This window comes from Krasilnikovia sp. M28-CT-15 (genome assembly GCF_047159595.1).
In the GTDB taxonomy this organism is placed as follows: Bacteria; Actinomycetota; Actinomycetes; order Mycobacteriales; family Micromonosporaceae; genus Actinoplanes.
The window spans coordinates 7,075,017-7,100,833 of the sequence record NZ_BAAGAK010000001.1 but is presented as its reverse complement, the minus strand read 5'-3'; the positions used below and the strand labels follow the sequence as shown (position 1 = coordinate 7,100,833).

Annotated in this window: 20 protein-coding genes, 1 pseudogene and 1 riboswitch; of the genes and pseudogenes, 13 read left to right on the top strand and 8 right to left on the bottom strand. The window is 73.5% G+C overall.

Going from position 1 to position 25,817, the window contains the following annotated elements:
• Positions 1 to 104 precede the first annotated feature (104 nt).
• The gene (locus ACMCNO_RS32615) at positions 105 to 521 is read left to right on the top strand and encodes a DUF3263 domain-containing protein (RefSeq protein ID WP_412753251.1); all 417 of its coding nucleotides are present in this window, start codon (positions 105 to 107) and stop codon (positions 519 to 521) included.
• A gap of 113 nt (positions 522 to 634) precedes the next feature.
• Here the strand turns inward: ACMCNO_RS32615 and ACMCNO_RS32610 are convergent, their stop codons facing one another.
• From ACMCNO_RS32610 to ACMCNO_RS32600, 3 genes are read right to left on the bottom strand one after another with little or no spacing between them, the layout of a single operon-like run.
• A complete protein-coding gene (locus tag ACMCNO_RS32610; RefSeq protein ID WP_412753250.1) occupies positions 635 to 1,231 on the bottom strand; it encodes a hypothetical protein in 597 nt (198 codons plus the stop codon).
• A 1-nt stretch (position 1,232) separates the two neighbouring features.
• Positions 1,233 to 1,703, bottom strand: a complete 471-nt coding sequence (locus ACMCNO_RS32605; protein ID WP_412753249.1) for a helix-turn-helix domain-containing protein — start codon at positions 1,701 to 1,703, stop codon at positions 1,233 to 1,235.
• A gap of 24 nt (positions 1,704 to 1,727) precedes the next feature.
• Positions 1,728 to 3,938: an AAA family ATPase gene (locus ACMCNO_RS32600; RefSeq protein ID WP_412753248.1), complete on the bottom strand. Its 2,211-nt coding sequence runs from the start codon at positions 3,936 to 3,938 to the stop codon at positions 1,728 to 1,730.
• Between the two features lie 103 nt (positions 3,939 to 4,041).
• Here ACMCNO_RS32600 and ACMCNO_RS32595 point away from each other — a divergent pair, with 103 nt between their 5' ends.
• From ACMCNO_RS32595 to ACMCNO_RS32575, 5 genes are all read left to right on the top strand, one after another.
• Entirely contained in the window at positions 4,042 to 4,710 is a 669-nt protein-coding gene (locus tag ACMCNO_RS32595; protein WP_412753247.1) for a hypothetical protein, read from the top strand.
• A gap of 119 nt (positions 4,711 to 4,829) precedes the next feature.
• The gene (locus ACMCNO_RS32590; RefSeq protein WP_412753246.1) at positions 4,830 to 7,718 is read left to right on the top strand and encodes an alpha/beta fold hydrolase; all 2,889 of its coding nucleotides are present in this window, start codon (positions 4,830 to 4,832) and stop codon (positions 7,716 to 7,718) included.
• On the top strand, positions 7,715 to 8,623 hold the full coding sequence (locus ACMCNO_RS32585; RefSeq protein ID WP_412753245.1) for an ABC transporter permease: 909 nt from the start codon (positions 7,715 to 7,717) through the stop codon (positions 8,621 to 8,623). Before ACMCNO_RS32590 ends, ACMCNO_RS32585 begins: the two co-directional genes overlap by 4 nt.
• Before the next feature lie 241 nt (positions 8,624 to 8,864).
• A riboswitch (SAM riboswitch) is annotated at positions 8,865 to 8,996 on the top strand.
• A 12-nt stretch (positions 8,997 to 9,008) separates the two neighbouring features.
• Positions 9,009 to 10,286: a threonine synthase gene (thrC, locus tag ACMCNO_RS32580; RefSeq protein WP_412753244.1), complete on the top strand. Its 1,278-nt coding sequence runs from the start codon at positions 9,009 to 9,011 to the stop codon at positions 10,284 to 10,286.
• A gap of 289 nt (positions 10,287 to 10,575) precedes the next feature.
• On the top strand, positions 10,576 to 11,562 hold the full coding sequence (locus ACMCNO_RS32575; protein ID WP_412753243.1) for a GNAT family N-acetyltransferase: 987 nt from the start codon (positions 10,576 to 10,578) through the stop codon (positions 11,560 to 11,562).
• On the opposite strand, the gene ACMCNO_RS32570 is transcribed toward ACMCNO_RS32575, so the two are convergent.
• On the bottom strand, positions 11,501 to 11,995 hold the full coding sequence (locus tag ACMCNO_RS32570; protein ID WP_412753242.1) for a hypothetical protein: 495 nt from the start codon (positions 11,993 to 11,995) through the stop codon (positions 11,501 to 11,503). The genes ACMCNO_RS32575 and ACMCNO_RS32570 overlap by 62 nt on opposite strands.
• The gene (locus ACMCNO_RS32565) at positions 11,995 to 12,522 is read right to left on the bottom strand and encodes a GNAT family N-acetyltransferase (RefSeq protein WP_412753241.1); all 528 of its coding nucleotides are present in this window, start codon (positions 12,520 to 12,522) and stop codon (positions 11,995 to 11,997) included. The genes ACMCNO_RS32570 and ACMCNO_RS32565 overlap by 1 nt, the downstream gene beginning before the upstream one ends.
• A gap of 533 nt (positions 12,523 to 13,055) precedes the next feature.
• On the opposite strand from ACMCNO_RS32565, the gene groL reads away from it, so the two are divergent.
• The 3 genes from groL (at position 13,056) to ACMCNO_RS32550 (ending at position 16,897) form a co-directional block, all read left to right on the top strand.
• On the top strand, positions 13,056 to 14,678 hold the full coding sequence (groL, locus tag ACMCNO_RS32560) for a chaperonin GroEL (RefSeq protein ID WP_412753240.1): 1,623 nt from the start codon (positions 13,056 to 13,058) through the stop codon (positions 14,676 to 14,678).
• Between the two features lie 156 nt (positions 14,679 to 14,834).
• The gene (locus ACMCNO_RS32555; protein WP_412753239.1) at positions 14,835 to 16,640 is read left to right on the top strand and encodes a glycerol-3-phosphate dehydrogenase/oxidase; all 1,806 of its coding nucleotides are present in this window, start codon (positions 14,835 to 14,837) and stop codon (positions 16,638 to 16,640) included.
• Positions 16,637 to 16,897 carry a DUF4031 domain-containing protein gene (locus ACMCNO_RS32550; RefSeq protein WP_412753238.1) on the top strand — a complete coding sequence of 87 codons (261 nt, stop codon included), beginning with the start codon at positions 16,637 to 16,639 and terminating at the stop codon, positions 16,895 to 16,897. The genes ACMCNO_RS32555 and ACMCNO_RS32550 overlap by 4 nt, the downstream gene beginning before the upstream one ends.
• Here the strand turns inward: ACMCNO_RS32550 and ACMCNO_RS32545 are convergent.
• Complete coding sequence (locus tag ACMCNO_RS32545; RefSeq protein WP_412753237.1) at positions 16,894 to 17,535, bottom strand: metal-dependent phosphohydrolase; 642 nt, start codon at positions 17,533 to 17,535, stop codon at positions 16,894 to 16,896. The two genes, ACMCNO_RS32550 and ACMCNO_RS32545, sit on opposite strands and share 4 nt — an antisense overlap.
• Positions 17,536 to 17,572: 37 nt before the next feature.
• Here ACMCNO_RS32545 and ACMCNO_RS32540 point away from each other — a divergent pair, with 37 nt between their 5' ends.
• Both ACMCNO_RS32540 and ACMCNO_RS32535 read left to right on the top strand, forming a co-directional pair.
• Positions 17,573 to 18,751 (top strand): FUSC family protein, encoded by a 1,179-nt coding sequence (locus tag ACMCNO_RS32540; protein WP_412753236.1) that lies wholly within the window; start codon positions 17,573 to 17,575, stop codon positions 18,749 to 18,751.
• 80 nt (positions 18,752 to 18,831) lie between these two features.
• Positions 18,832 to 20,748: pseudogene (locus ACMCNO_RS32535) on the top strand (PrsW family glutamic-type intramembrane protease); the annotation flags it as partial.
• A 630-nt stretch (positions 20,749 to 21,378) separates the two neighbouring features.
• Here the strand turns inward: ACMCNO_RS32535 and ACMCNO_RS32530 are convergent.
• Entirely contained in the window at positions 21,379 to 21,675 is a 297-nt protein-coding gene (locus ACMCNO_RS32530; RefSeq protein WP_412753887.1) for a GroES family chaperonin, read from the bottom strand.
• Between the two features lie 189 nt (positions 21,676 to 21,864).
• On the opposite strand from ACMCNO_RS32530, the gene ACMCNO_RS32525 reads away from it, so the two are divergent.
• On the top strand, positions 21,865 to 23,124 hold the full coding sequence (locus ACMCNO_RS32525; RefSeq protein WP_412753886.1) for an AI-2E family transporter: 1,260 nt from the start codon (positions 21,865 to 21,867) through the stop codon (positions 23,122 to 23,124).
• Between the two features lie 9 nt (positions 23,125 to 23,133).
• Here the strand turns inward: ACMCNO_RS32525 and ACMCNO_RS32520 are convergent, their stop codons facing one another.
• Positions 23,134 to 25,170, bottom strand: coding sequence for an ATP-dependent DNA helicase (locus ACMCNO_RS32520; protein WP_412753235.1), 2,037 nt, complete (start codon positions 25,168 to 25,170; stop codon positions 23,134 to 23,136).
• Positions 25,171 to 25,203: 33 nt separating this feature from the next.
• Here ACMCNO_RS32520 and ACMCNO_RS32515 point away from each other — a divergent pair, with 33 nt between their 5' ends.
• Entirely contained in the window at positions 25,204 to 25,710 is a 507-nt protein-coding gene (locus ACMCNO_RS32515; protein WP_412753234.1) for a DUF402 domain-containing protein, read from the top strand.
• The last annotated feature ends 107 nt before the right edge of the window (positions 25,711 to 25,817 follow it).

Below are 25,817 nucleotides of genomic sequence, written 5' to 3'. Positions count from 1 at the left end.
CGGCGTGCCCGCCGACGTGCGAGGGGGATCGCCGGCTGCCACTATGCTGGCGATCCCCTTCGTACGTTTGTGCGTGCTCTCCGACCACCCCGAGGAGCGCCCCTATGCCACCCGCCGAGATTCCGGACGTCCACGAATCCTCCGCTGTGGAGCCGCAGCGCGTGCCCGCGCCGCGGGCCGAGCCGGCGGCCCTGATCGAGCCCCTGCCCGCACCGCGGGCGGAGGCGGCGGCCCTGGCCGAACCCGGCGTCCAGGCCGACGGGGCCGAGCCCGCCGCCCGCGTCGAGACCGTCGCGCTGACCGAGCGGGAGGAGCAGATCCTCGTGTTCGAGCGCAAGTGGTGGAAGCACGCGGGCTCCAAGGAACAGGCCGTCCGGGACAGCTTCGGCCTCTCGGCCACCCGCTACTACCAGCTCCTCAACGGGCTGCTGGACAATCCGGCGGCGTACGAGCGCGACCCCGTCCTCATCGGCCGGCTGCGCCGCCTACGCTCCGCCCGGGCCCGCACCCGCCGCCGCTGAACCTCTGCGCCGCGACCGGTCAGGCGGCGTTCAGTCAGGCCAGCCCAGGAAGCGGGAGAACAGGTCGCCCGGGGACTGCCGTCCATGCTCGATGAGGTCCGACAACGCATCCGTCAGGTGCGAGGCGAGATAGAGCCGGAGCCACGTCGGATGCGCTGCGAATCGCGGGTTCGGCGTACGAGGCGGCGTGACCCGACGGATGTCGCGATCCGTCGTACGGTGCGAAGCGTCTCGACGGCGGAGTCACGATCGCCGTCGTGGAGCTGTGCGGCGGCGAGCGCGAGCAGGTAGTCCGCAGTCCATTCGGACTCGCGCATGTCGGCGGGCATGGACCCGAGGCCGTTGCTGAGGGACTCGACCGCGCGGACGTCCCAGGTCCGGGCGTCGGTCGCCCGTCCCAGGTGGGCGTAGACCAGGCCGCGCTCCAACAGGAAGAACTCGGGCGTGCGGTAGTAGTGCCAGTCCGGAACGGGACCGGCGTATGCGGCGGTTTCGGCGTCCTCGTCGGCGGCCAACGACAGCAGGCCCAGGACCTCGCTTGTCTCGCCCAACATGGCGCGACCACGCGCGGCCTGGAGGGCGTCGTACGCGCGCTGGCCGATGTACACCGTCGGGTCGCGACGGGCGGCCTCGGAGAGGGTGACCACGGCGCCGGGCTGACCGGCGAGGTAAGCGGCGTGGCCCTTGAAGGACAGGGCGGTGGCCGCCACGTCACCGTTGCCCGCCTCGACCGCCAGCCCGACCGCGCGGTCCAGCAGAGCGGCGGCCCGGACCGGTCGCTCGGTGGCAGGCAGTCACCGGTGCCAGGACGGCGCCGATGCCGAGCGCGTCCTCCAGGCGGCGGGTCTGCGAGAGCACGCCCGCGAGGGCGTCCACGGTCGCGCGATCGACGCGGCGAGGGCATGCCGCGACGGCGTCCAGGCGGTTCCAGTCGTCGGGGGACAGGCCGTAGCCTGGTTCGCGTACGAGCGCGCTCAGCGTGCCGTCTGTTTCCAGCGTCGCGTCGAGATGGGCCGCGACAGCCGCTGACGGACGGGCCTTGCCGGTCTCCAGATCGTGGATGTAGGTCTTTCCGTAATGGGCGCGCTTGGCCAAGTCCCGGATGGAGAGATCGCGCCCGGCGCGCAGGCGGCGCAGCTCAACGCCGAACCGTGGGTCCGCTGGAGCGGCGTGGCCGGGCACGGTTCCACGCTACGCGCCTGACGACTACCCGGCCTTCTCGGCGTAGGCGGCCAGCCATGCGACTTGGGCTGCGTCCAGGGAGGCGCGGACCCGTGTCCGGGCCGCCGCCACGTGTGCGCCGGTGACCGTGGTGGCCTCCAGCGACTCGCGCATCGCGGCCAGCGCCGACTCCCGGATCAGCGCGGCGCAGTCGGCCGCGGAGAAGCCGACCAGGTCGGCGCCGAGCGCAGCCAGGTCGACGGAGGGGTCCAGCGGCACCGCGTGCGCCGCGGCCCGCAGGATCGACGTACGGGCGTCCGCGTCCGGCGGCGGCACGTACACCAGCCGCTCCAGGCGGCCGGGGCGCAGCAGCGCCGGATCGACCAGGTCGGGCCGGTTCGTCGCGCCGATCACCACGACGTTGCGCAGCGTCTCCACGCCATCCAGCTCGGTGAGCAGCGCGGCGACCACCCGGTCCGTGGTGCCGCCGTCTGTGGCCTGGCCGCGTACCGGGGCCAGGGCGTCCACCTCGTCGAGGAAGACCAGGGTCGGAGCGGCCTCCCGGGCCCGGCGGAACAGCTCCCGGACCGCGCGCTCGCTCTCGCCCACCCACTTGCTGAGCAACTCCGCGCCCTTGACCGAGAGCACGTTCGCCTTGCCCGTACCGGCGATCGCCTTCACCAGGAACGTCTTGCCGCAGCCGGGCGGGCCGTACAGCAGGACCCCGCGTGGTGGCTGCACCCCCAGCCGGGCGAACGTGTCCGGATACGTCAGCGGCCACAGCACCGACTCCGTGAGCACCTGCTTGGTCTCGGCCATGTCGCCGACCTCGTCCAGGGTCACCGCGGCGACCTCCAGGGTGGACTCCGCCATGGAGGTGGGGCGCACCACGTCCAGCGCCGCCTCGAAGTCCGCCATCGTCACCGTGGGTGCGCTCGACTCCTTCTGGCGCAGGGCCGCGCGGACCCCGGCCTCACGCGCCAACGCACCGAGGTCGGCCGCCACGAACCCGGGAGTCCGCCCGGCCACGTCGTCCAGCCGGACGTCCTCGGCCAGCGGCATCCCCCGGGTCAGTACGCCGAGCTGTTCGCGCCGCATCGCGGCGTCCGGCAACGGCACCGCGAGCTGCACCGCCAGCAGGTCGGGGTCGCGCAGCGACGGGTCCACCGACTCGGGGCGGCTGGTGGTGCACACGACGGCCACCCCGGCCTTGAGCAGCTCCGCGAGGACCTGCCGGAACACGGTCGCCAGCGGGCCGGGCTGCTCCCGCGGCGCCAGCGCCTCCACATCCGAGATCAGCAGTACGGACGCCTCGCCCGCCCGGGCGTCCCGGGCCAGGCCGCGCAGCCGGGTGGCCGCACCGTCGTTGGTCAGCGCGGCCAGCTCCGGCGCCCACACCGTCAGTACCCGTGCGCCGACCCCGGCGGCGACCGCGCGCACCAGCGCCGACTTGCCCGATCCGGCCGGGCCCGACACGAGTACCCCGAGCGACACGGTCGTGCCGAGCCGCCCCAGCACCTCGCGGTGGTGGAAACCGAGGTCCAGCAGCTCGGTCAGCTCCTTGGCCTGGGCCGTGAGCCCGGGCAGGTCGTCGATGCTGGGCGGCGGCACCTCGGGGTCGGTCGACGCGGGCGCGTGCGCGGGCGACGCGGGAGTGGAGGCGGTGCCCCGTGCGGCGTCGGAGAAGTGCCCGCCATCCCAGCCCACCACGGTGTCCATCGTGACCAGCGCAGCGTCGGCGCCGTCCACCGCGACCACCGTGAGCAGGGTGCTCGTCCACGCGTACCCGACCCGGTTCGCGAGGCTGCGCCGCGCGGCCTCGACCAGCGACCGGTGCGCGGCGTCCGGCATCACGTCCTGTGGCAGCAACGACACGTCGTCGTCCGCGGTGACCACCTTGCCGAGCAGCGCCAGCCGCAGCATCTCGGGCGACACCACCGCGACGATCTCGGGCGGCCCGGTGAGCGTCACCCGGCGCGCCTCGGTCACCGGGATCGGGGTGACCGTCACCTGGCCGCCGTCGCGCATGCCGAGGTTGCCCAGGGTGAGGTCGTCGGCGTAGAGCAGGGCGCGGCTGGCGGTCGGCTCGGCGCGCGCCGCGATGCCCGCCGTCGTGCGCGTCCCGGTGAGCCGCAGCGGGTCGCCGGGACGGACCGCGAGCGCGGCCATCACCTCGGGATGCAGCCGCACGATGCCGCGGCGGGCATCGAGGGCCGCCGGTCGCAAGGTGACGGTCAGCGTGAGATCGTCTGGCACCGCGGGAGCCTCCGGGAAGCGTGAGGGACTAGGTTGACACGCTATCGCCGACCGGCTCGCCCGTACGCCCGCCCGCTCCCTTCGTCCGCCCGGAGGCACCCCCATGAGGCTCCGCCGTACCGTCCTCGCTGCCGCCGCACTCGCCCTGTTCAGCGTGGCCGCCTGCTCCCACGACAAGCCCACGGCGGCCCCGTCCCCCACCGGGTCGGTACCCGCCGAGGCGGGCGTGGGAGGACCGGAGCCCACCGAGCCGCCCGCCACCGGTACGGCCAAGCCCGCGTTCACGAAGAACCCGGACGGCACCGCGAACCGCAGCGGCGCCCCCCGTCCGGCGACCGGCGACACCACGATCAGCGCGGGCGGGCTCGGGCCGTACAAGATCGGTGTGCCCCAGGCGACCCTGAAGTCCGCCGGGCTGATCACCGGGGCGGGCGCCAAGAAGTCCTGCACCGGCTACACCGGCGCGACCGGCCTGGCCAAGTACGGCTCGCCCGACCTCGTCTTCTTCAAGGGCCGGCTGCTCTACCTGAGCGTGCGGGACGCCGGGCCGACCACCGCGAAGGGCGCCAAGATCGGTACGGCTCTGGCCGACGTCAAGCGCGGCTACCCGGGCGGCAAGCAGCTCGACGACTGGACCGGCGCCACCGCCTGGCTGGCCCCGCACGGTGACTACGCGCTGCTGTTCGGCATGAAGGACGACCGGGTCGCCCTGGTCCAGGCCGGGATGGCCGAGCCGCTGCAGTTCCGGTACACCGACCGCCAGGGCTGCTGACGGCGCCGACCGGCGGGGCTGCTGACGGCGCCGACCGGCGGGGCTGCTGACGGCGCCGACCGGCGGGGCTGGGGGCGTTCTCAGCGGGGGCTCAGCCGGGCGCGGCTAGCGTTGCCCGCATGCCCGTACTCCCGAGCAGGCTGCGCCGTGCGCTGCCCCGGCCGGCCCGCCGCCGCCTCGTGGCCGGCGCGGCCGTCCTCGCGCTCGTCGCCGCGCTGGTCGGCTGGGCCGCGTGGCCCGAGCAGGCCGCCTACACCAGCAGTGACCTGCGGATCACCGTGCTGTCCGGTCCGTCGGGTACCGAGCCGGTGGACCTGGACGCCCGGTTCTACCTGCCCGCGGACCGCTCCGGACGGGTCCCAGCGGTGCTGCTGGCGCACGGCTTCGGCGGCACCAAGGACTCGGTCCGCGAGAACGCCCAGGACCTGGCCGGGCGCGGGTACGCGGTCCTGACCTGGACCGCCCGGGGCTTCGGCCGCAGCGGCGGGCAGATCCACCTGGACAGCCCCGACTACGAGGTGAAGGACGCCGCGCGCCTGCTGGACTGGCTGGCCGCCCGCCCCGAGGTGCGCACGGACGCCCCCGGCGACCCCCGCGTCGGCGTGGTCGGCGGCTCGTACGGCGGCGCCCTCGCCCTGCTGCTGGCCGCCGCGGACCGGCGGGTCGACGCCATCGTCCCGCTGATCACCTGGAACGACCTGGGCCGGGCGTTCCTCCCGCAGTCCGCCGACACGTCGGCCACCGGGGTGTTCAAGAAGGGCTGGGCCGGGCTGTTCTTCGGCAACGGCGCCGCCGCGGGCGCCTCCGCCCTCGGCGCGGCCGGTGCCGCAGCCGACGCCCCCGGGGCCGAGGAGCCGTCCAGCGGACCGTCCACCGGGGACGGACCGGCTGGCGATAACGGACCGGCTGGCGGTAACGGATCGGCCGGTGGGCGTGGACCCGCGGGATCCCGGGGCGCAGTCGACCCGGCCTGTGGCCGGTTCGCCCCGGACGTCTGCGCCGCCTACCTGCGGCTGGCCTCCGCCGGGACGCCGGACGAGGCGACCCTGGCCCTGCTGCGTCGCTCCAGCCCCGGCCCGGTGTTGGACAAGATCACCGCACCGACCCTGCTGGTCCAGGGAGCCGTGGACACCCTCTTCCCGCTGTCGGAGGCGGACGCCAACGCCCGCGGCATCGCCGCCACCGGCACCCCGGTCCGGGTGGCCTGGTTCACCGGCGGCCACGACGGCGGCGACGGCCCGCAGTCCGACTCCGACCGCACCCGCTTCCTGACCGCGCAGTGGCTCGACCACTACGTGCGCGGCGCGGGGGCGGCACCTGCGACCAGCTTCACGTACTCGCGGGTGGCCGGGTTCAGCGCCACGGACCGGGGCCTGGTCACCAACGGCTACTCGACTCCGGCGTACCCGGGGCTGGCCGGGACGGGCCGTACCGAGGTGGCGCTGGTGGGCGCGGCGCAGCGGATCGCCAACCCGCCCAACGGCACGCCGGCCGCGATCTCGTCGCTGCCCGGCACGGGCGGCCAGCTCAGCACGCTGCTGGGCGGGGTCGCCGGGGACATCCCCGGCCAGCACGCGCGGTTCGAGTCCGCTCCGGTGTCCACCGCGATCGACGTGGTCGGCGCGCCGACGGTGCGGCTGCGGGCCGCGTCCCCGACCGGCACGGCGGTGCTGTTCCTCAAGCTCTACGACGTGGATCCCGGCGGCGCCGCCACGCTCAGCGGCGGCCTGGTCGCCCCGGTCCGGCTCACCGGCCTGCCGAGTGACATCGCCGCCGCGGCGCCGGTGGCGGTCACCCTGCCCGGCATCGTGCGGCGCATCGACGCCGGGCACACCGTCCGCGTCGTGGTCGCCACCAGTGACCAGGCGTTCCTCGCCCCCGCGCAGCCGACCACGTACACGGTCGCGGTGGACCCGGCGCTGACCCTGCCCACGGTGACCGGCACCCCGATCCCGAACCCGGACTCGATCTGGTGGTATGTCCTGGCCGGGCTGGCCGCGGCGATCGCGCTGGCCATCGTCGTGCTCCTGGCCGTGCGCCGCCGCCGGGGCCGCCGGACGCACACCCCCACGATCGACGAGTACGCCGACACCCCGCTGGTGGTCCGCGGCCTGCGCAAGGCGTACGGGGACGGGTTCGTGGCGGTGGAGCGGGTGGACTTCACGGTCGAGCGGGGCCAGGTCGTCGGCCTGCTCGGGCCCAACGGGGCGGGCAAGACCACCACGCTGCGGGTGCTCATGGGCCTCACCCTGCCGACCGAGGGGGACGCGCTCGTCTTCGGGCACCGGCTGGTGCCGGGCGCGCCGATCCTGTCCCGGGTCGGGGCGCTCGTCGAGGGGCCGGGCTTCCTGCCGCACCTCAGCGGGTACGAGAACCTGCGGGCGTACTGGCGGGCCACCGGGCGGCCGGAGGCGGACGCGCACTTCGACGAGGCGCTGGAGATCGCCGGGCTGGGCGACTCGGTGCACCGCCGGACGAAGACGTACAGCCACGGCATGCGGCAGCGGCTGGCCATCGCCCAGGCCATGCTGGGCCTGCCCGAGCTGCTGGTGCTCGACGAGCCCACGGACGGGCTGGACCCGCCGCAGATCGCGGAGATGCGCCGGGTGCTGCAGCGCTACGCCACCGACGGGCGGGCCGTCCTGGTCTCCAGCCATCTGCTGGCCGAGGTGGAACAGACCTGCACGCACGCCGTGGTGGTCAACAAGGGCCGGATCGTGGCCGCCGGGCCGGTCTCCGACATCGTCGGGGACTCCCCGTCGGTGCTGCTGGAGGTTTCGGATGTGCCCGCCGCGTCCCGGGTGCTGGCGGAGCTGGACGTCCGGTCGGTCACCCCGGACGGCGACACCGGCCTGATCGTCGACATGAACGGCACCCCGCGCACCGAGGTGGTGGCGTCGCTGGTCCGCGCCGGGGTCGGCGTGGACCGGGTGGTGCCCCGGCGCCGTCTCGAAGACGCCTTCCTGGCACTGGTGGGCGACAACTCGCGAGGAAGTGGTGACCGATGAGCGGGCAGCGGGAGCTGAGCGGCCAGGTGACCGGCAAGTTCGGGTCACTGGGCGTCGTCGCCGGCTACCGGCCGTCGGCGACCCTGCCGATCCTGGCGGAGGTACGGCGGCAGGCGTCGCGGCGGCGTACGCAACTGGCCCTGGGTTTCATGGTCGTGCTGCCGTTGATCATTCTGCTGGCCTTCGAGTTCGGCGGGGACGGTGACGACGACGGGCGGCGGCGCGGTGGGGCGTTCGCCAGCCTGGTCGACCTGGCCACCTCCAGCGGCCTGAACTTCGCGCTGTTCAGCATCGCGGTCTCGGCGGGCTTCCTGCTCATCGTGGTGGTCGCGCTGTTCTGCGGCGACACGGTCGCCAGCGAGGCGAGCTGGGGCACCCTGCGCTACCTGCTGGCCGTGCCGGTACCCCGATCCCGCCTGCTCGGCGTCAAGCTCGTGGTCGCCCTGGCCTACTCGCTGCTGGCCCTGCTCACCCTGGCCGGGACGGCCCTGCTGATCGGCACCCTGCGTTACGGCTGGCACCCCCTGGGCAGCACGATCGCCGCCCAGATCCCACCGGGCCCCGGAGTGCTGCGCCTGCTGGCGATCCTGGCCTACCTGGCGACGACCATGCTGATCGTGGCCGGGCTGGCGTTCCTGCTCTCCACGCTGACGGACGCGGCACTGGGCGCGGTGGGCGGCGCCGTCCTGCTCTGGATCCTCTCCAGTATCCTGGACCAGATCACCGCCCTGGGAAACCTGCGCACGGTGCTACCCACCCACTACGCCGACGCCTGGCAAGGGCTGCTCTCGACCCCGATGCAGACGGCAGACCTGGCGAAGGGCGCGATCGCCGCCCTCTGCTACGCCACGGTCTTCATCGGCCTGGCCTTCTGGCGCTTCACCCGCAAGGACGTCACCAGCTGACCCTCGCGGGTGGTGGTCGCACGGACCTGCGGTTGTGGTCGCACGGACCTGGCAGGGTGCGGGGATCCGCTCATGAGCCGCCAGGCGAATGGATCCCCGCGCCCGGTCTCGGCGGGAGCGACGGTCCGGCGCACGACGAACGTGCGACCAAAAAGTCCTAAAGCCCGAGAGGACGCTCACAGATCGGGATCACAGGGTGAGGATGACCCGCACACCCCGTAAGCTGGCGGCACAACTGCATACCTCATCCAGAGGGGCTGAGGGAACGGCCCGATGACGCCCCGGCAACCACCGCACTCGACTCGATGACGAGGCCAGACGTGCGGCAGGTGCTAATTCCGTCCCCGCGCGTCGCGCCGGGGAAAGATGAGAGGAAGGCCTCGCCATGACGTCGACCGTCGACGCCCCAGTCTCCACCAGCCCCGCCCGCGCCCTGGTCTGTCGCGGCTGTGGGACGGAATTCCCCCTCGCCGCGCAGCATGCCTGTTACGAGTGTTTCGGCCCCCTGGAGATCGCCTACGATCCGGCCGCGCTCGCCCGGGTGACCCGCGCGCAGATCGAGGCGGGCCCGCAGAACATCTGGCGCTACGCCGCGCTGCTGCCCGCCGGGCAGGACCCGGCCGAGCGGGTCACCCTCGACCCGGGGCTGACCCCGCTGGTCAGCGCGCCCGCCCTGGCCGCCGCGATCGGGCTGCGGGCGCCGCTGTGGGTGAAGGACGACTCGGCCAACCCGACGCACTCGTTCAAGGACCGGGTGGTGTCGGTGGCGCTGACGGCCGCCCGCGGGCTCGGCTTCACCCGCTTCGCCTGCGCCTCGACGGGCAACCTGGCCAACAGCGTGGCCGCGCACGCCGCCCGGGCCGGAGCGCCGTCGGTCGTGTTCATCCCCGGCGACCTCGAGCAGGGCAAGGTCGTCACCACTGCCGTGTACGGCGGCCAGCTCGTCGCCATCGACGGCTCGTACGACGACGTGAACCGGCTGTGCAGCGAGCTGGTCGAGACGGACGAGTACGAGGACACCGCGTTCGTCAACGTCAACGTGCGGCCGTATTACGCGGAGGGTTCCAAGACCCTCGGGTACGAGGTGGCCGAGCAGCTCGGCTGGCGCATCCCGGCCCAGGTGGTCATCCCGATGGCCAGTGGGGAGCTGCTGACCAAGGTGGACAAGGCGTTCACGGAACTGGTCGAGATCGGGCTGGTCGAAGCTCCGGCGGGCGGGTGGAAGGTGTTCGGCGCCCAGTCCGCTGGCTGCAACCCGATCGCCACGGCCCTGCACAACGGGTCGGACACCGTCGTGCCGGTGAAGCCGACCGGCATCGCCAAGTCGCTCAACATCGGTGATCCGGCCGCGGGGGCGTACGCGATCGAGACGGTGACGCGTACCGGCGGCTGGATGGACTACGCCGACGACGACGAGATCCGCGCCGGGATCCAGCTGCTGGCCCGTACGACCGGGGTCTTCGCGGAGACCGCGGGCGGGGTCACGGTCGCGGTGCTGCAGAAGCTGGTGGCCAGCGGGCGGCTGGACCCGGAGGCCGAGACGGTCGTGTTCAACACCGGCGAGGGCCTCAAGACGCTGGACGCGGTCGCCGACCGGGTGGGGCCCACGCACCGGATCAAGCCGTCGCTGCGCGCGGCCCGTGACGCGGGCCTGCTGGGCTGATCCGGGGCCTACCGCGCTGACCAGCGCATAGTCGGGTATCCGACCGGCGGCGGGTATTTCCTTCCGGGGAGGGCTTGCGGAACCGATCCCAGGCTCGGCAGGATGCTCTACGCGGGAGGACGCGACGCCGTACGAGGTCCCACCTTCGAGCTTGGCGACAATCTCCGAGGGACCCAACGACCCAGTGCCGGAGGCGCTGTGCGCGCGTCCTCCCGACCAAATTTTCTGCGTGAATCCTGCCCGGCAATATTCGTTCGCGCCGGACGGGGTGTGCGTTCACCCTGTCGGGATGCGCATCGAGCCTTTGACGGACGCCACGATCGACCAGGCGCACGCCGTGCTGCGGGCCGCGGCCGAATGGGATGTTCCGGATCTTCCACCCGTGGCGAAGTCGGTGTTCGCGGTGGCGGTGCGCCATCCCTTCCCGGGCACGGAGCAGGAGCGCTACCTCGCTGTCGACGGCGACGGTACGGCGGTCGGCTTCCTGGGCCTCAACCTGCCGCAGTACGACAATCTGGACAATGTGTCTATTCTGCTGGTCGTCGCGCCGTCACATCGGCGCCAGGGATTCGGCCGGGCGCTGCATGCCCACGCCGTCGAGCGGGCCCGGGTGGCCGGGCGCAAACGTCTCATCGGGACCACGGCCGGTGCCCGCCCGGACGGCGCCTCGTTCGCGGCCGCGATGGGCGCGGAGGCGGCCCTGCGGGAGACCCGCAGCCGCTTCGACGTCGGGGGCGCCGACCGCGAGCGGCTGGACGCGTTGCGGGCCGAGGCGTGGCGGCACGCGGACGGATACCGGCTCGTGCAGTGGATCGGGGTGCCGCCGGACGAATTCCTCGAGGATCTGGCCTACCTGGACGGCCGGCTGCTGTCCGACGCCCCGGTCGGGGATCTGGTGATGGAAGCCGAGCGGGTCGACGGGGCCCGGGTGCGCGGCAACGAGGAGGCCCGCCGCGCCCGGGGCATGACCGCGTTCCACACCGGCGCGGTGCACACCGCCACCGGGCGGCTGGTCGCGTGGAGCACATTGACCGGGACCGACGCGGCTCCCGAGCACGCCTGGCAGCAGATCACCATCGTCCACCCCGCGCATCGCGGGCACCGGCTCGGCCTGATCGTGAAGCTGGAGAACCTGCGCCACATCCGCGCCGCGCGGCCGGGGCTGACCGCTGTCGACACCATCAACGCGTCGGCGAACGAGCGCATGCTCGCCATCAATCGGCTGATGGGCTTCCGGCCGGCCGACACGGAGATCCAGTGGCAGCAGGCGCTGTGAACAGGCGGGCCGCCCAGGGGCGCAGCGGCAGCTCCCGGTAGCCGCCCGCGGCCAGGCCGGCATGCCGCTCGAACGGGTTGCGGGCGCCGTACGAGCCGGTCAGGGCGTAGGACCAGCCGCAGGACAGCCAGTACGCGGGCCAGAACAGCGGGCCGAGCACGGCGTACTGGCTGGCGTGGCGGCTCTCGTGGGCGAACAGTTCCGCCCGCGCATCGTCCAACAGCCACGTCGCGGTGCGCCGGGTGATGATCACGGAACCCACCGTGCAGCAGGTGGCCGGCGGCATCCGGTACCGGTAGCCCTCGGCGATGAGCACCCCGTCGCGCCCGCGTCGCAACCGCGCGCGGCTCGCCAGGGCCACCAGCAGCCCCGCCGCGGTCGTGCCGTTGACCGCGGTCAACACCGTGCGCGCGACGTGCCAGGGGCGGGGCATCAGGCGCGGCGGCGCATCTGCAGCTCGGTCAGGGCCGGGATGACCGGGTGCGGCACCCGGATGCCCGTGTCGGCGAAGCCCAGCCGTTCGTACGCCCGGACCGCCCGGTCGTTGCCGACCACGACCTCCAGCATCAGCTCGAGGCGCCCGGCGGCGCGCGACCAGTCCGCCACCGCCTCGACCAGCTCGTCCAGCACCCCCGTCCCGCGATGCGCGGGTGTGATGTAGACGGCGAACACCACGGTCGCGCCCGGCTCGTCCGGCAGCATCGTCCCGCCCGCGTGGCCGATCAGCGGACCACCGCCCGGATCCGCCACGAACTGGGCCAGCTCGTCCCCGCTGGCCGCCTCGACGATCCGCCGCCGGTAGTCCGCGTGCGGGCGGGCGGCCGCCTGCGCCACGGTCTCCAGGAACGCCAGCGGGCTGTCGGCCAGCATCTCCAGCCGCAGCGCCCGGCTGCGGGCGGCGTCGGCGGCGGTGACCCGGTGGACGGTGTGGGTACGGGGCCGGGCGATTGTGCCGGTCATGCTGTCTGCCTACCGGTCATGGGTCAGGGAGGCAACCCGGATGCCGGATTCCGACCGCGCCCGGACCCTGGGTTGATCACGATGGGTGATTCGGGGCCGGTCCGCGGCGGTGCGGGCGGGCCCGGCGAATCCCCCGTCCGGGATTCCGCCGTTCGGTCGGCGCACCGGGCCGAACGGCGAGATGATTCGCTGGCCTGCCGGTCGGGTGGCCATCCCGCGCCTGTTCACCGTGCGTGATCAACGCCTCCCCGCAAGGGGGGTGCGGGGCGGCTGAGCGTCCTTGCACTCGCCACCTCAGAGTGCTAAACAGGTCATTGGCACTCGCGCCACGCGAGTGCCAACAGGTCGGGACGGTGGGGTCACGGTCACGGCGTCGCCATCGGCGCCGCGGCACGAGGCCGGTCGTCGCGGGCTATCCGGCCCGTCCTGCGGACGTCGCATCGCCAGGTGGCGACGTCCGAAGAGATCCTCAACGTGCGGGAAGCGGGGCCGAACAGGCCCGGCGCCGCGAGTGTCCAGGAGGACAACGCCGTATGGCCAAGATCATCGCATTCGACGAGGAAGCTCGTCGCGGCCTCGAGCGGGGCATGAACCAGCTCGCCGACGCCGTCAAGGTGACGCTCGGCCCCAAGGGCCGCAACGTCGTGCTCGAGAAGAAGTGGGGCGCGCCCACCATCACCAACGATGGTGTGTCGATCGCCAAGGAGATCGAGCTCGAGGACCCCTACGAGAAGATCGGCGCCGAGCTGGTCAAGGAGGTCGCCAAGAAGACCGACGACGTGGCCGGCGACGGCACGACGACGGCGACCGTCCTCGCCCAGGCGCTGGTCCGCGAGGGCCTGCGCAACGTCGCGGCCGGCGCGAACCCGATGGCCCTGAAGCGGGGCATCGAGGCCGCCGTCGCGAGCGTCTCCGAGGCGCTGTCGCAGATCGCCAAGGACGTGGAGACCAAGGAGCAGATCGCCTCCACCGCCTCCATCTCCGCCGGTGACTCCACGGTCGGCGAGATCATCGCCGAGGCCATGGACAAGGTCGGCAAGGAAGGCGTCATCACCGTCGAGGAGAGCAACACCTTCGGCCTGGAGCTGGAGCTCACCGAGGGTATGCGCTTCGACAAGGGCTACATCTCGGCGTACTTCATGACCGACGCCGAGCGGATGGAGGCCGTCTTCGACGACCCGTACATCCTCATCGCCAACAGCAAGATCTCCGCGGTCAAGGACCTGCTGCCCGTCCTCGAGAAGGTCATGCAGTCGGGCAAGCCGCTGGTCATCATCGCCGAGGACGTCGAGGGCGAGGCCCTGGCCACCCTGGTCGTCAACAAGGTGCGCGGCACGTTCAAGTCCGTCGCCGTCAAGGCCCCGGGCTTCGGCGACCGCCGCAAGGCCATGCTCGAGGACATCGCGATCCTCACCGGCGGCACGGTCATCAGCGAGGAGGTCGGCCTCAAGCTCGACGCCGCCGACCTGAGCCTGGTGGGCCAGGCCCGCAAGGTCGTCATCACCAAGGACGAGACCACCATCGTCGACGGTGCCGGCAACGCCGAGCAGATCCAGGGCCGGGTCAACCAGATCCGCGCCGAGATCGAGAAGTCGGACTCCGACTACGACCGCGAGAAGCTGCAGGAGCGCCTGGCCAAGCTGGCCGGCGGCGTCGCGGTCATCAAGGTCGGCGCGGCCACCGAGGTCGAGCTGAAGGAGCGCAAGCACCGCATCGAGGACGCCGTGCGCAACGCGAAGGCGGCCGTCGAGGAGGGCATCGTGCCCGGCGGTGGCGTGGCGCTCGTGCAGGCCGGCAAGACCGCGTTCGACAAGCTGGACCTGGCCGGCGACGAGGCCACCGGCGCGAACATCGTCAAGGTCGCGCTCGACGCCCCGCTGCGCCAGATCGCCGTCAACGCCGGCCTCGAGGGCGGCGTCGTGGTGGAGAAGGTGCGCAACCTGGAAGCCGGTCACGGCCTCAACGCCGCCAACGGCGAGTACGTGGACCTGCTGGCCGCGGGCATCATCGACCCGGCCAAGGTCACCCGCTCGGCGCTGCAGAACGCCGCGTCGATCGCCGCCCTGTTCCTCACGACCGAGGCGGTCGTGGCGGACAAGCCCGAGAAGGCCCCGGCCCCGGCCGGTGCTCCGGGCGGCGGGGACATGGACTTCTGAGTCCACCCCCACACGCACCACGTCAAAGCGGGCCGCTCCGGCGGCCCGCTTTTTCGCGTCCGCAGCGAGGACGGGCACCGGTCTCACCCGCACGCGCTGCCTACAGGCCACGTTTCCCCCGCCGGTGTGACACCCGGGGGCGCTAACCTCATACGGGTGCGTGATCCCTCCGTCTCCCGGAACTCGGCCGGCCGCCTGTCGCCGATCCGCCGCATCGCTGACCTGCGCCGGCTGCGCGACGAGCAGTTCGACGTGCTGGTCATCGGCGGCGGCGTCACCGGCGCCGGCGCCGCCCTGGACGCCGCCTCCCGCGGCCTGAGCGTCGCCCTGGTCGAGGCCCGCGACCTGGCCGCCGGCACCTCCAGCCGGTCCAGCAAGCTGATCCACGGCGGCCTGCGCTACCTCGAGCAGCTGGAGCTGCACCTGGTCCACGAGGCGCTCACCGAGCGTGGCCTGCTCACCAGCCGTCTCGCCCCGCACCTGGTGCGGCCCGTCCCGATCCTGGTGCCGCTGCTGTCCGCCAACCCGCCCGCCCGGGCCTGGAACCGGGCGTACTACGGGGCCGGGGTGGCCGCGTACGACGCGTTCGCCGGGGTGTTCGGCACCGGGCGGGGGATGCCGCTGCACCGGCACCTGACCCGCGACGGTGCCCGGGGGCTGTTCCCCAGCCTGCGCGCGGACGCGGTGACCGGCGCGATCCGGTACTACGACGGGCAGGTCGACGACGCCCGCCTCGTGGTCAACCTGGCCCGCACCGCGGCCAGCCTGGGCGCGGCCGTGGTCACCAGCGCCCGGGTCACCGGCTTCGTCCGGCAGGCCCGCGAGGTCGTCGGGGTGCGGGTCCGGGACCTGGAGGCGCCGGACGCCCCCGACTTCGAGGTCCGCGCCCGTACGGTGGTCGCCGCCACCGGGGTGTGGAGCGACGACATGTCCCAGATGCTCAGCGACGTGGGGGTACGCCCCGGGATGCGGGTGCGCGCGTCCAAGGGGGTGCACCTGGTGGTGCCCCGCTCGGCGATCACCGGCGAGGCCGGGCTGATCCTGCGCACCGCGACCTCGGTGCTGTTCGTCATCCCGTGGGGCGGGCACTGGATCATCGGCACCACGGACACCGACTGGGAGCTGGACCGGGCCCACCCGGCCGCCTCCGCCCGCGACATCCGCTACCTGCTCGACCAGGTCAACACCGTGCTGGACCGGCCACTGACCACGGACGACATCGAGGGCGTGTACGCCGGTCTGCGCCCGCTGCTGTCCGGCGAGGCGGACTCCACCTCCAAACTGTCCCGCGAGCACGCCGTGGTGGAGCCCATGCTCGGCCTGCTGCTCGTGGCGGGCGGCAAGTACACCACGTACCGGGTGATGGCCGCCGATGTCATCGACCGTGCGGCGCGCCGCCTCGGTGGGTCGGTCCGGCCCTCGCGCACGGACCAGCTCCCGCTGCTCGGCGCCGACGGGTACGCCGCGGCCTGGCGCGACCGGCAGGACCTCGCCCGCCGCCACGGCGTCACCGCGGGCGTGGTGGAACACCTGCTGGAGCGGTACGGCACCCTCACGACGCACCTGCTGGCGATGATGGCCGCCGAGCCCGCCCTGGCGGGCCCGCTGCGCGGCGCCCCGGAATACCTGGCCGCCGAGATCGCGTACGCGGCCCTGGCCGAGGGGGCGCTGCACCTGGACGACGTGCTGACCCGGCGTACCCGGATCTCCATCGAGACCGCGCACCGCGGCACCGAATCGGCCGCGCACGCCGCCGACATCATGGGGGAGGCGCTCGGCTGGAGCCCGGCCGTGCGCACCCGCGAGGTCGAGCACTACCTGGCGCGGGTGCAGGCCGAACGGCAGTCGCAGACCATGCCGGACGACCTCGCCGCGGACGCCGCCCGCATCGGCGTGCCCGACGTCCGGGGCATCGCCGCGGACCGTGGCGGCCTCTCCGACCTGCTCGAAGTGGACCTTTGATCCTCGTCGACGAGCCACGCTGGCCGGGCCGGGGGCGACTCTGGTCCCACCTGGTCAGCGACGTCTCCTACGCGGAGCTGCACGCGTTCGCGGAGATGCTCGGGGCGCCCCGGCGCGGATTCGACCGTGACCACTACGACATCCCGGCGGCCCGCTTCCCGGTCGCGCTGTGGCTGGGGGCCACCCTGGTCGCGCCGCGCGAGCTGGCCGCCCGGCTGCGCGCGGCGGGTCTGCGCCGCCCCAAGCACACGGTCTAACCGGCCAGCGTGGCCAGTTCGCGCTCCAGGTTGGCGCGGGCCCGCGACTCCCACGCGGCGTGCAGCGGCGCGAGGCGGTAGATCTGCGGCAGTTCCAGCAGGGCGGTGAGGACCCGGGCGCGTCCGGCCCGGAACGCGTCGTCCGGCACGTGCGCGTACTCGCGGCGGATCGCCGCCGTGTACGCCGCGTACCGGTCGTCGTCGGCCGCCAGGATGGACAGGTCGGCGTCGCACAGCAGCTCGCCGTCCGGGTCGTCGGCGCCGGTCGCGTGCCCGGCCGTCAGCCCGACCAGCCGGGACACCTCGGCGGCGACCTCGGCCGGGGCACCCAGCGTGGTGAGCAGGCCCGCGGCGAACTCCGCGCTGTCGCGCTCGTTCGCATCGCCCAGCGCCCGCGGGTCGTAGACCGCGTCGTGCAGCCACGCCGCGACCCGCACCCGGTCGGGGGCGGGCGCCAGGTCCGCATACCGGTCGATCACCTCGAGTACGGCGCACAGGTGCGTCACGTCGTGGTACTGCCGCTGCGGCTCGGACCAGCGGTCCAGCAGGTACCCGCCCGCCGAGTCCAGATCCGCCTCCGGCGCGCTCGCTCCCACGCCCCGGGCCGCCGCCCGCCACCGGTGCACTAGATCGGTCACGGCCACATCCTGGCACGTCGGCCCGTAGGGTCGGGGCGTGACCGACGAGGGCCAGCGCGGGCTCGCGACCGCGCTCGCGCAGGTGGGCGGCCGGTCCCGGTCCGGCGTACAGGGCAGCTGGGCGCGAGTCCGCAGGGGCTTCTTCCTGGCCGCTCAGGCGGGCGTCGCGGCCGGACTCGCGTGGTATCTCGCGCACGACGTCATCGGCCGCGCCAACGCGTTCTTCGCCCCTATCGCCGCGGTCATCACGCTCGCCTCCTCGGTCGGGCAACGGGTGCGGCGCACCGCCGAGCTGGTGCTCGGCGTCGCGATCGGCATCGGCGTCGGCGACGCGATCATTCTGCTCATCGGCACCGGACCCTGGCAGATCGGCCTCGTGGTCACGCTGGCCATCGTGGTCGCCACGGCGCTCGGCGGGGGACCGCCCCTGGTCGTGCAGTCGGCGTCCTCGGCCGTGCTGGTCGCGACGCTGACCTCCACGACCGGCGTGCCCTGGACGCGGTTCATCGACGCGCTGGTCGGCGGGGCGGTCGGCCTGACCGTGATGACCGTGCTGCTGCCACTGAACCCGCTGACCATCGTCCGGCATGCCGCCGAGCCCGCGCTCGAGGCGCTGGCGGGCGGTCTCCGCACGGTCGCGGAGGCGCTGGCGGACCGCGACGAGGCCCGGGTCCTCGCCGCCCTGGACGAGCTGCGCGCGGCCGAGGCCACCTTCGCGGGGTACGCGGCCGCCGCCAAGGCGGCCCGCGAGAACGTGGCCTTCGCCCCCGCCCGGTGGCGCAACCGCGGCACCCTCGCCCAGTACGTGGACGGGGCCGACCAGGTGACGTACGCGCTGCGCAACGTGCGGGTGCTGATCCGCCGGGTGCTCACCGCGCTGGACGACGACGAGCCCGTGCCGGCCGTGCTGCCCGCATCGATCGGGATGCTGGCCGAGGCCGTGGAACTGCTGGAGCAGGACTGGGCCAAGGGGGAGGAGCCGGTGGCCACCCGGGAGCGGGCGCTGCGGGCCGCGGCCGAGTCGGGCAAGGCGTACACGGAGGAGATCGGATTCTCCGGCGGGGTCGTCGTGGCGCAGATCCGCACCACGGTCACGGACCTGCTCCGCGCCACCGGCATCGAGTACGGGGAGGCGCCGCGGCTGGTGCGCCGCGCGGCGGGGTGGCACGGGCGCGCGCGTGGCGGGCGCGGAAAGGGGCGTGACCGGCGGCCATGACGGGTGCGCCGGTAGCGGCCCGCGCCCCGGTCAAGCTGGCTGGGGCGGCCCGGGTACTTCCGGATGGCTAGGCTGACGGCATGGCCGACGTTGCACCGGGCGGGTCGCCCGACCAGCCTGCCCACCCTCCGGCCGGCCAGACCCCCGTCGGCTGGTCGCCGGCGGACGCGGACAACGCCCCCGACCCGGGGGCGCCGCCGAGCGTGGGCACGCCCCCCAGCGTGGGTGCGGTGCCGAGTCTCGGCGCCGTTCCCACGGTCGGGGCGCAGCCGATCCTGGGTGCGGTGCCGGGCCCGGTCTCGGCGGCGCCGGGCACCGCGGTGCTCGTCCCCGGTGCGACCTGGTCCGGGCCGGACGGGGTGCCGCCGGATCTGCCGCACCGGCGCGGATGGCGGCGGTGGCTGCCGCTCGGCGCGGTGATCGGCCTGATCGCGGTGTGCGCCATCGCCATGCTGGTCTTCCTGGGCTACAACTTCGGCATCGCGGGGCTGGTCATCGGCCTGGTGGCCGCGATTTTGCCGGTGCCCGTCCTCGTGGGCTGCTTCCTGTGGCTGGACCGGTACGAACCGGAGCCGACCCGCTACCTCGTCTTCTGCTTCGCCTGGGGCGCGGCCGTGGCGACCGCCGTGGCGCTGCTGGTCAACACGAGCGTGGCCTGGCTGTTCGAGCAGGCGAAGCTGCCGGACGCGCTGGTCGCGGTGCTGGTGGCGCCGTTCATCGAGGAGACGATGAAGGCCCTCGGCCCGGTCCTGCTGCTCTGGAAGCGGCGCCGCGAGTGGTCCGGCATCACCGACGGCATCGTCTACTGTGGTATCTCCGCGATCGGCTTCGCCATGGTGGAGAACGTGCTCTACCTGGGTGGCCACGGCTACGCGGCGGGCGCCGACCAGTACGGCCCGGCCACCGGCATCCAGAACGTCTTCCTCATCTTCATCGTCCGGATCGTGTTCACGGGTTTCGCCCACCCGCTGTTCACCTCGATGACCGGCATCGGCCTGGGCATCTCGTCCCGCTCGCCGGACCGCCGGGTGCGGTGGCTCGCGCCGATCGCGGGCCTGCTGCTGGCCATGATGCTGCACGGCACGTTCAACCTGCTTCCGACCCTGTCGGTGGCCACCGGCCAGCCGCTCATCATGCTGTACGGCTACATCGGCTTCATGGTGCCGCTGTTCTTCGCCATGGTCGGCGTCGCGATCGCGTTGCGCGGCTGGGAGGGGCGGCTCAGCGAGCGCATCCTGCCGTTCTACGTGCGTACCGGCTGGTTCTCGCCGCCGGAGATGGCCGCGCTCGGCAGCCTGGGCCGCCGCCACTCCGCCCGCCGCTGGGCCCGCCGGGTCGCCGGGGTCGCCGGGGTCAAGGCGATGCGGGAATTCCAGTTCGCGGCCACCCAGCTGGCGCTGTTGCGCGATGGGATGCAGCGTGGCCTGGACCGCAAGCCGGAGGACGTGCGGCACGCCACCGACGAGGAGCGCCGCCTGCTGACGGCGATCACCGCGTACCGGTCGACGTTCGTGGGGCGTGATCCGCAGGCGCCGCAGGCCTTCTGGGACGGGTCGGGCTACCGGATCGCGTTCCCGGACGGCGTGACGCGGGCGGTGCCCGCGCCCGAGGAGCCGGTGGTGCCTGTGCCGGTGCGTCTGGCGCCACCCGTGCCGGTCGCCGCCGGTTGGGGTGCGCCCGGTCCACAGTTCGCCCCGTCACCGGGATACGCCGCATCTCCGTCCTACGGCTCGCCAGCCGGGTACGGCGCTCCGACCCCCTACGGCCCATCGGGTGGCTACGCGTCCCCGTCCGGCTACGCGCCTGCGCAAGGCTACGGCGCCCCGGGCTACTCTCCAGCTCCCGGCTATGCGCCGGGCTACTCTCCCGCCCCCGGATACCCGCCCGCTGGGGGCTATCCCTCGAACCCGGTGTATCCGCCGCCCTCGGCTTACGGAGTCCAGCCAGGCGGTTTCCCCCCGGGCTACGGCGTTCAGCCGGGGAGCGTCCCGCCGGGCTACGGCGTTCAGCCGGGGAGCGTCCCGCCGGGCTACGGCGTCCAGCCGGGGAGCGTTCCGCCGGGCTATGGAATCCCGCCGGGCAGTGCGCCGCCCGGCTACGGTGTCCCGCCGGGCAGTGCCGCGCCGGGCTACGGGGTCGGCGCGCAGCCCGCGTACGGTGCCCCGCCGAGTTATGGCACGCCGCCTGCCTACGAGGCGCAGCCGAGCGCCGTCCCCCCGCCGTCCGGTGCGGGCGAACCGGCGCACAGTCCACACCCGAGCCACGGCAACCCGCCGGGCATGGGGCCGCAGAACGTGCCCGGTCACCCATCGGCGCCACCGGCCCACGGCGGCGGGCATCCGTACCCGTACCCGGCTGAACCGACCGGCGGTGCCGTGACACCCGCCCCCGATCCGACCGCGGCGCCCCACATCGGCGGCGACGCGCATCCGGCCGCGCCCGCGGCGGAGCCGTCGCCGGGCACCGACGCGGACACCACGGCACACGATTCCTAGGCGGGCCTGGCCGGGCGCTCCAAGATCCCGCGCGTTACGCCCGTCGGGCGGTCGATGCGCGGCCTGACCTCGCAATGTGGGCCATGCCGTGGCGGTTTCGGGGGCGACGGCGCAGGGAAACAGGTGCCGTGGTCAGAGATAGAGGCCCGTGCCGTCGGACTGGACCCGGCTGGCGGCCACGGCATGCACGTCGCGCTCGCGCAGCAGCGTGTACGTCTTGCCGTGCAACTCGACCTCGGAGCGGTCGTCGGGGTCGAACAGGACCCGGTCGCCGACGACGATGGAGCGCACGTTCGGCCCGACCCCCACGGCGACAGCCCACGACAGGCGGCGGCCCATCGACGCGGTCGCGGGGATGACGATGCCGGCGGTCGAGCGGCGCTCGCCCTCGCTGCCGTCGAGGCGTACGAGGACGCGGTCGTGCAGCATCCGGATCGGCAGGCCGGTGTCGGTGGTGGTGTCGGCGCTCACGAGCAGACGGTACGCCCGCCCGCCGCGGCGGCCCGCCCGGGCCTGCGGATCAGTGGGATTCTGCGGCCCAGCGGCGGGCGAGGGATGCAGGTGGCGACTACGGTGGATATCGCGTGACGAGGGCAAGGGGGTTGGCGGTTGAGCCGGTTGCAGCGGGTCCGGCAGAACCTGCGGAAAGCGTACGAGGCGGGACGCGAATCCGTGCGGACCGCGCGGACCGCGCAGAACGGGAATTCCGACGGCGACCCGGATTTCGAATTCGCGATGCCTCCGCCACAGGTGGTGGTCGACCAGCAGTCGACGACCAGCCTGGACGACACCGAGGTGCCGCACTCGCTGCGCATCGCCGCGGCCTGGTCGTGGCGGCTCATCGTGGTGGGCCTGGTCGGCTATGCGCTGCTGCGGTTCATCGGGACCATCAGCATCGTCGTCATCCCGTTGGCCATCGCGCTGCTGCTGTCCGCGTTGCTGGCCCCCGCGGTCCGCTGGCTGCTGCAGCTGCGGCTGCCCCGGTCGCTGGCCACGTTCCTCGTGCTGATCAGCGGCATCGCTGCGGTCGCGGGCACCCTGACCCTGGTCATCAACCAGTTCCTCGACGGGCTGCCGGAGCTGACCCGCAACGCCAGCGACGGCATACGGAAGATCCAGGAATGGGCTCGGACCGGGCCGCTGCACCTGTCCGACAAGCAGGTGGATCAGGCGATCGACTCCGCCCAAGATTGGATCAACGGGAACACCTCCTCGCTGACCGAGACCGGGTTCGCCGGGGTCGCCACCCTCTTCGAGCTGGTCACGGGCGCGCTGTTGGTGCTGTTCGCGACGTTCTTCTTCCTGCGCGACGGCCGCAAGATCTGGTACTTCCTCGTCCGGCTGTTCCCGGTGAACGCCCGCTGGAGCCTGTTCGACGCGGGTGACGCCTCGTGGGCGACGCTGGGGGCGTACGTCCGTGCCACCGTGCTGGTCGCCTTCATCGACGCGCTCGGCATCGGGCTCGCCCTGGTGATCCTGAAGGTTCCGTTCGCGTTCCCGCTGGCCGCGCTGGTGTTCCTGGGCGCCTTCATTCCGATCGTCGGTGCCACCACCTCGGGTGCCGTGGCCGTGCTGGTCGCGCTCGTCACCCGCGGCTGGGTGATCGCGCTCATCGTCCTCGGCGCGGTGATCCTGGTGCAGCAGTTGGAGGGCCACGTCCTCCAGCCGCTCATCATGGGGCGGGCGGTGGCCATCCACCCGCTCGTCGTGATCATCGGCATCGCCTCCGGCGTCGTGCTGGCTGGCATCGTGGGCGCGCTGGTCGCGGTGCCGCTGATCGCGGTGCTGAACACGGGCGTACGCCGGCTGTCCCGCAGCCGCCGCCCCGAAGCACCCCCCGGCCCGGTCCCCGACGACCCCGTCCCGGTCACCCCGTAGCGGCCGCCGCTACGTGGCGGCGAGGCGCTGCAGCGCCCCGATCGCCGCCTCGGGACGGGTCGTGTACCAGAACGGGGGCAGGGAGCCCCGCAGGAAGGCGCCGTACCCGCGGGCGGTCTCCAGGCGGGAGTCGAGCACCGCGACGACCCCACGGTCCCCGGTGGAGCGGATCAGCCGCCCCACGCCCTGGGCCAGGCGCACGGCCGCGATGGGGACGCTGACCGCGGCGAAGCCGGAGCCACCGGCGGCGTCGACCGCGGCGGCGCGCGCGGCCGCCAGCGGCTCGTCAGGGCGGGGGAACGGCAGCCGGTCGATGACGACGAGCTGGCAGGCGTCGCCGGGAACGTCGACTCCCTGCCACAGCGACATGACGCCGAACAGGCAACTGGCGCGGTCCTCCCGGAACTTGCGGACCAGGATCGGCAACGACTCGTCACCCTGCAACAGCACCGGCAGATCGGTACGCGCGCGGACCAGCTCGGCGGCCTGGGTGGCGGCGCGGCGGGACGAGAAGAGTCCCAGGGTCCGGCCTCCGAGTGCGGTCACGAGCGTGACGAGTTCCTCGCCCGCGGCGGCGGGCAGGCCGGACGCGGCGGGGCGGGGCAGGTGCGCGGCGACGTACAGAATGCCCTGCTTGGGGTAGTCGAACGGGGAGCCGACGTCGAGCGAACTCCAGCCGTCGCCCGAGGTCGGGGCGGCGCCGCCGGACCGTTGCTCGGGGACCGCCGCCGCTGCCACGGGCAGGCCGAGGCCGCGGGCGACCGTGTCGAAGCGCCCGCCGAGCGTAAGGGTGGCCGAGGTGGCGACGACCGTACGGTCGGTGTAGAGGTTGCCGGCCAGGGTGCCCGCGACCGACAGCGGCGCCACGACCAGCGCACGCCGACCGCCGGTCTCGGATTTCTCGATCCAGGCCACGTCGTGCGCGGCCTGCTCGAGCAACCGCTGGGCGGTCGTGGACAGCTCGTCCAGGGTGGCCTTGGCCTGCTGCTTGCGGACCGGATCGGGGTCGTCCGCTTTGACGTCGCCGATCGTCTCCAGGGCCGCGCGGGTGGCGGCGTCGATCAGTGTCACCGCCTGGTGCAGCAGCGGCGGCAGCCCTTCCGTGAGCCGCCCCGCCGGTGTCTCGCCGAGCCCGGCGGCCAGCGTCTCACCGGCCTCGACGATGGCCTCTGCCGCGGCCGGGGTCACCAGGGGGCGGGCGCGGCGCCCGGCCCGCTCGACCGCCTCCGGGGTCAGCTCGGCCTGGGCCGCCGAGGAGACCCGGTCGGCCAGCTCGTGCGCCTCGTCGATGACGAGCAGCTTGTGCGGCGGCACGATGTGGCGCCCGGCCAGCATGTCGACCGCCAGCAGGCTGTGGTTGGTCACCACGACGTCGGCCTCCCGCGCCCGGGCCCGGGACGCCTCGGCGAAGCACTCCGCACCGAACGGGCAGCGGGCGGCGCCCACGCAGTCGCGGGCAGGCATCGACACCTGCCGCCACGCGGTGTCGTCGACGCCGGGATCCAGCTCGTCGCGGTCGCCGGTCGCGGTCTTGTCGGCCCAGGAGCGCAGGCGCTGGATCTGCTTGCCGAGCCGGCCGGCCTCACCGAGCCAGCGCTGCCGGGGCGGGTCGTCGAAGAGGGTGTCGGCGGGCTCCTCCTCGTCGGCGTGCTCCAGCTTGGCCAGGCACAGGTAGTGGTGGCGCCCCTTGAGCACCGCGAACGTGGGGCGGCGGCCGAGGATCGGCGTGACCGCCTCGGCCAGCCGGGGCAGGTCGTGCTCGACGAGCTGGTTCTGCAGGGCGAGGGTGGCGGTGGAGATGACCACGGGGCCGTCGACCAGCAGCGCGGGGGTCAGATAGGCCAGCGACTTGCCCGTACCCGTGCCGGCCTGGACCAGGAGGTGTTCGCGGTCGGTGACGGCCCGCTCGATGGCCGTGGCCATGGCTTCCTGGCCGGGGCGGGCGGTCCCGCCCGGCACCGCGCCGACCGCGGCGGCGAGGAGTTGGGTGGCGGTGGCCGGGGAACGGGTGGCGGCGGGCACGACGAAGACCGTACCCGCCGCCACCGACGAAACCCGCGCACCGTTAGGGTGCCAAGCATGCCGAGCGAGACGGTCCGGGTGGTCTACACCAAGTACGACGGTTCGGCCCATCGCGACTATCCGGCGCGTCGGCTCAACGAGGACGATCTCGGCATCTGGGTGGGTGTCACCCGCGGCACCGAATCGGTCTACCACGGCCGGCCCTCGGTCGAGCAGATCCCGTTCGTCCTGTTGATCCCGCGCGAATCGTGGTGGACGGCGATGTTCAACCCGCCGCCGCGCACGAGCGAGGTGTACTGCGACATCACCACCCCCGCCCGGTGGGACGGCGACACGGTGCACATCATCGACCTCGATCTGGACGTGGTGCGCCGCCGGGAGTCCGGGTTGGTCGAGCTGCGCGACGAGGACGAGTTCGAGGAGCACCGGGTCCATTTCGGGTACCCGGACGACGTGGTCGTCGCGGCGCAGGCGGCGGCGGAGCGGCTGCTGGTCGCGCTCGGCGACGGCACGGAGCCGTTCGCGTCGGCGTACCGCAAGTGGCTGTCCGCCGTCGTCGACTGATCGACCCCGGCCGCAGGCCGTTCCTTTCCTCCCGTCCCTGACGACACGCGACGTCACGAGGGATTTCTCCGCAAGATATACCCGGGTGTCGGTGTCACATGTGACAC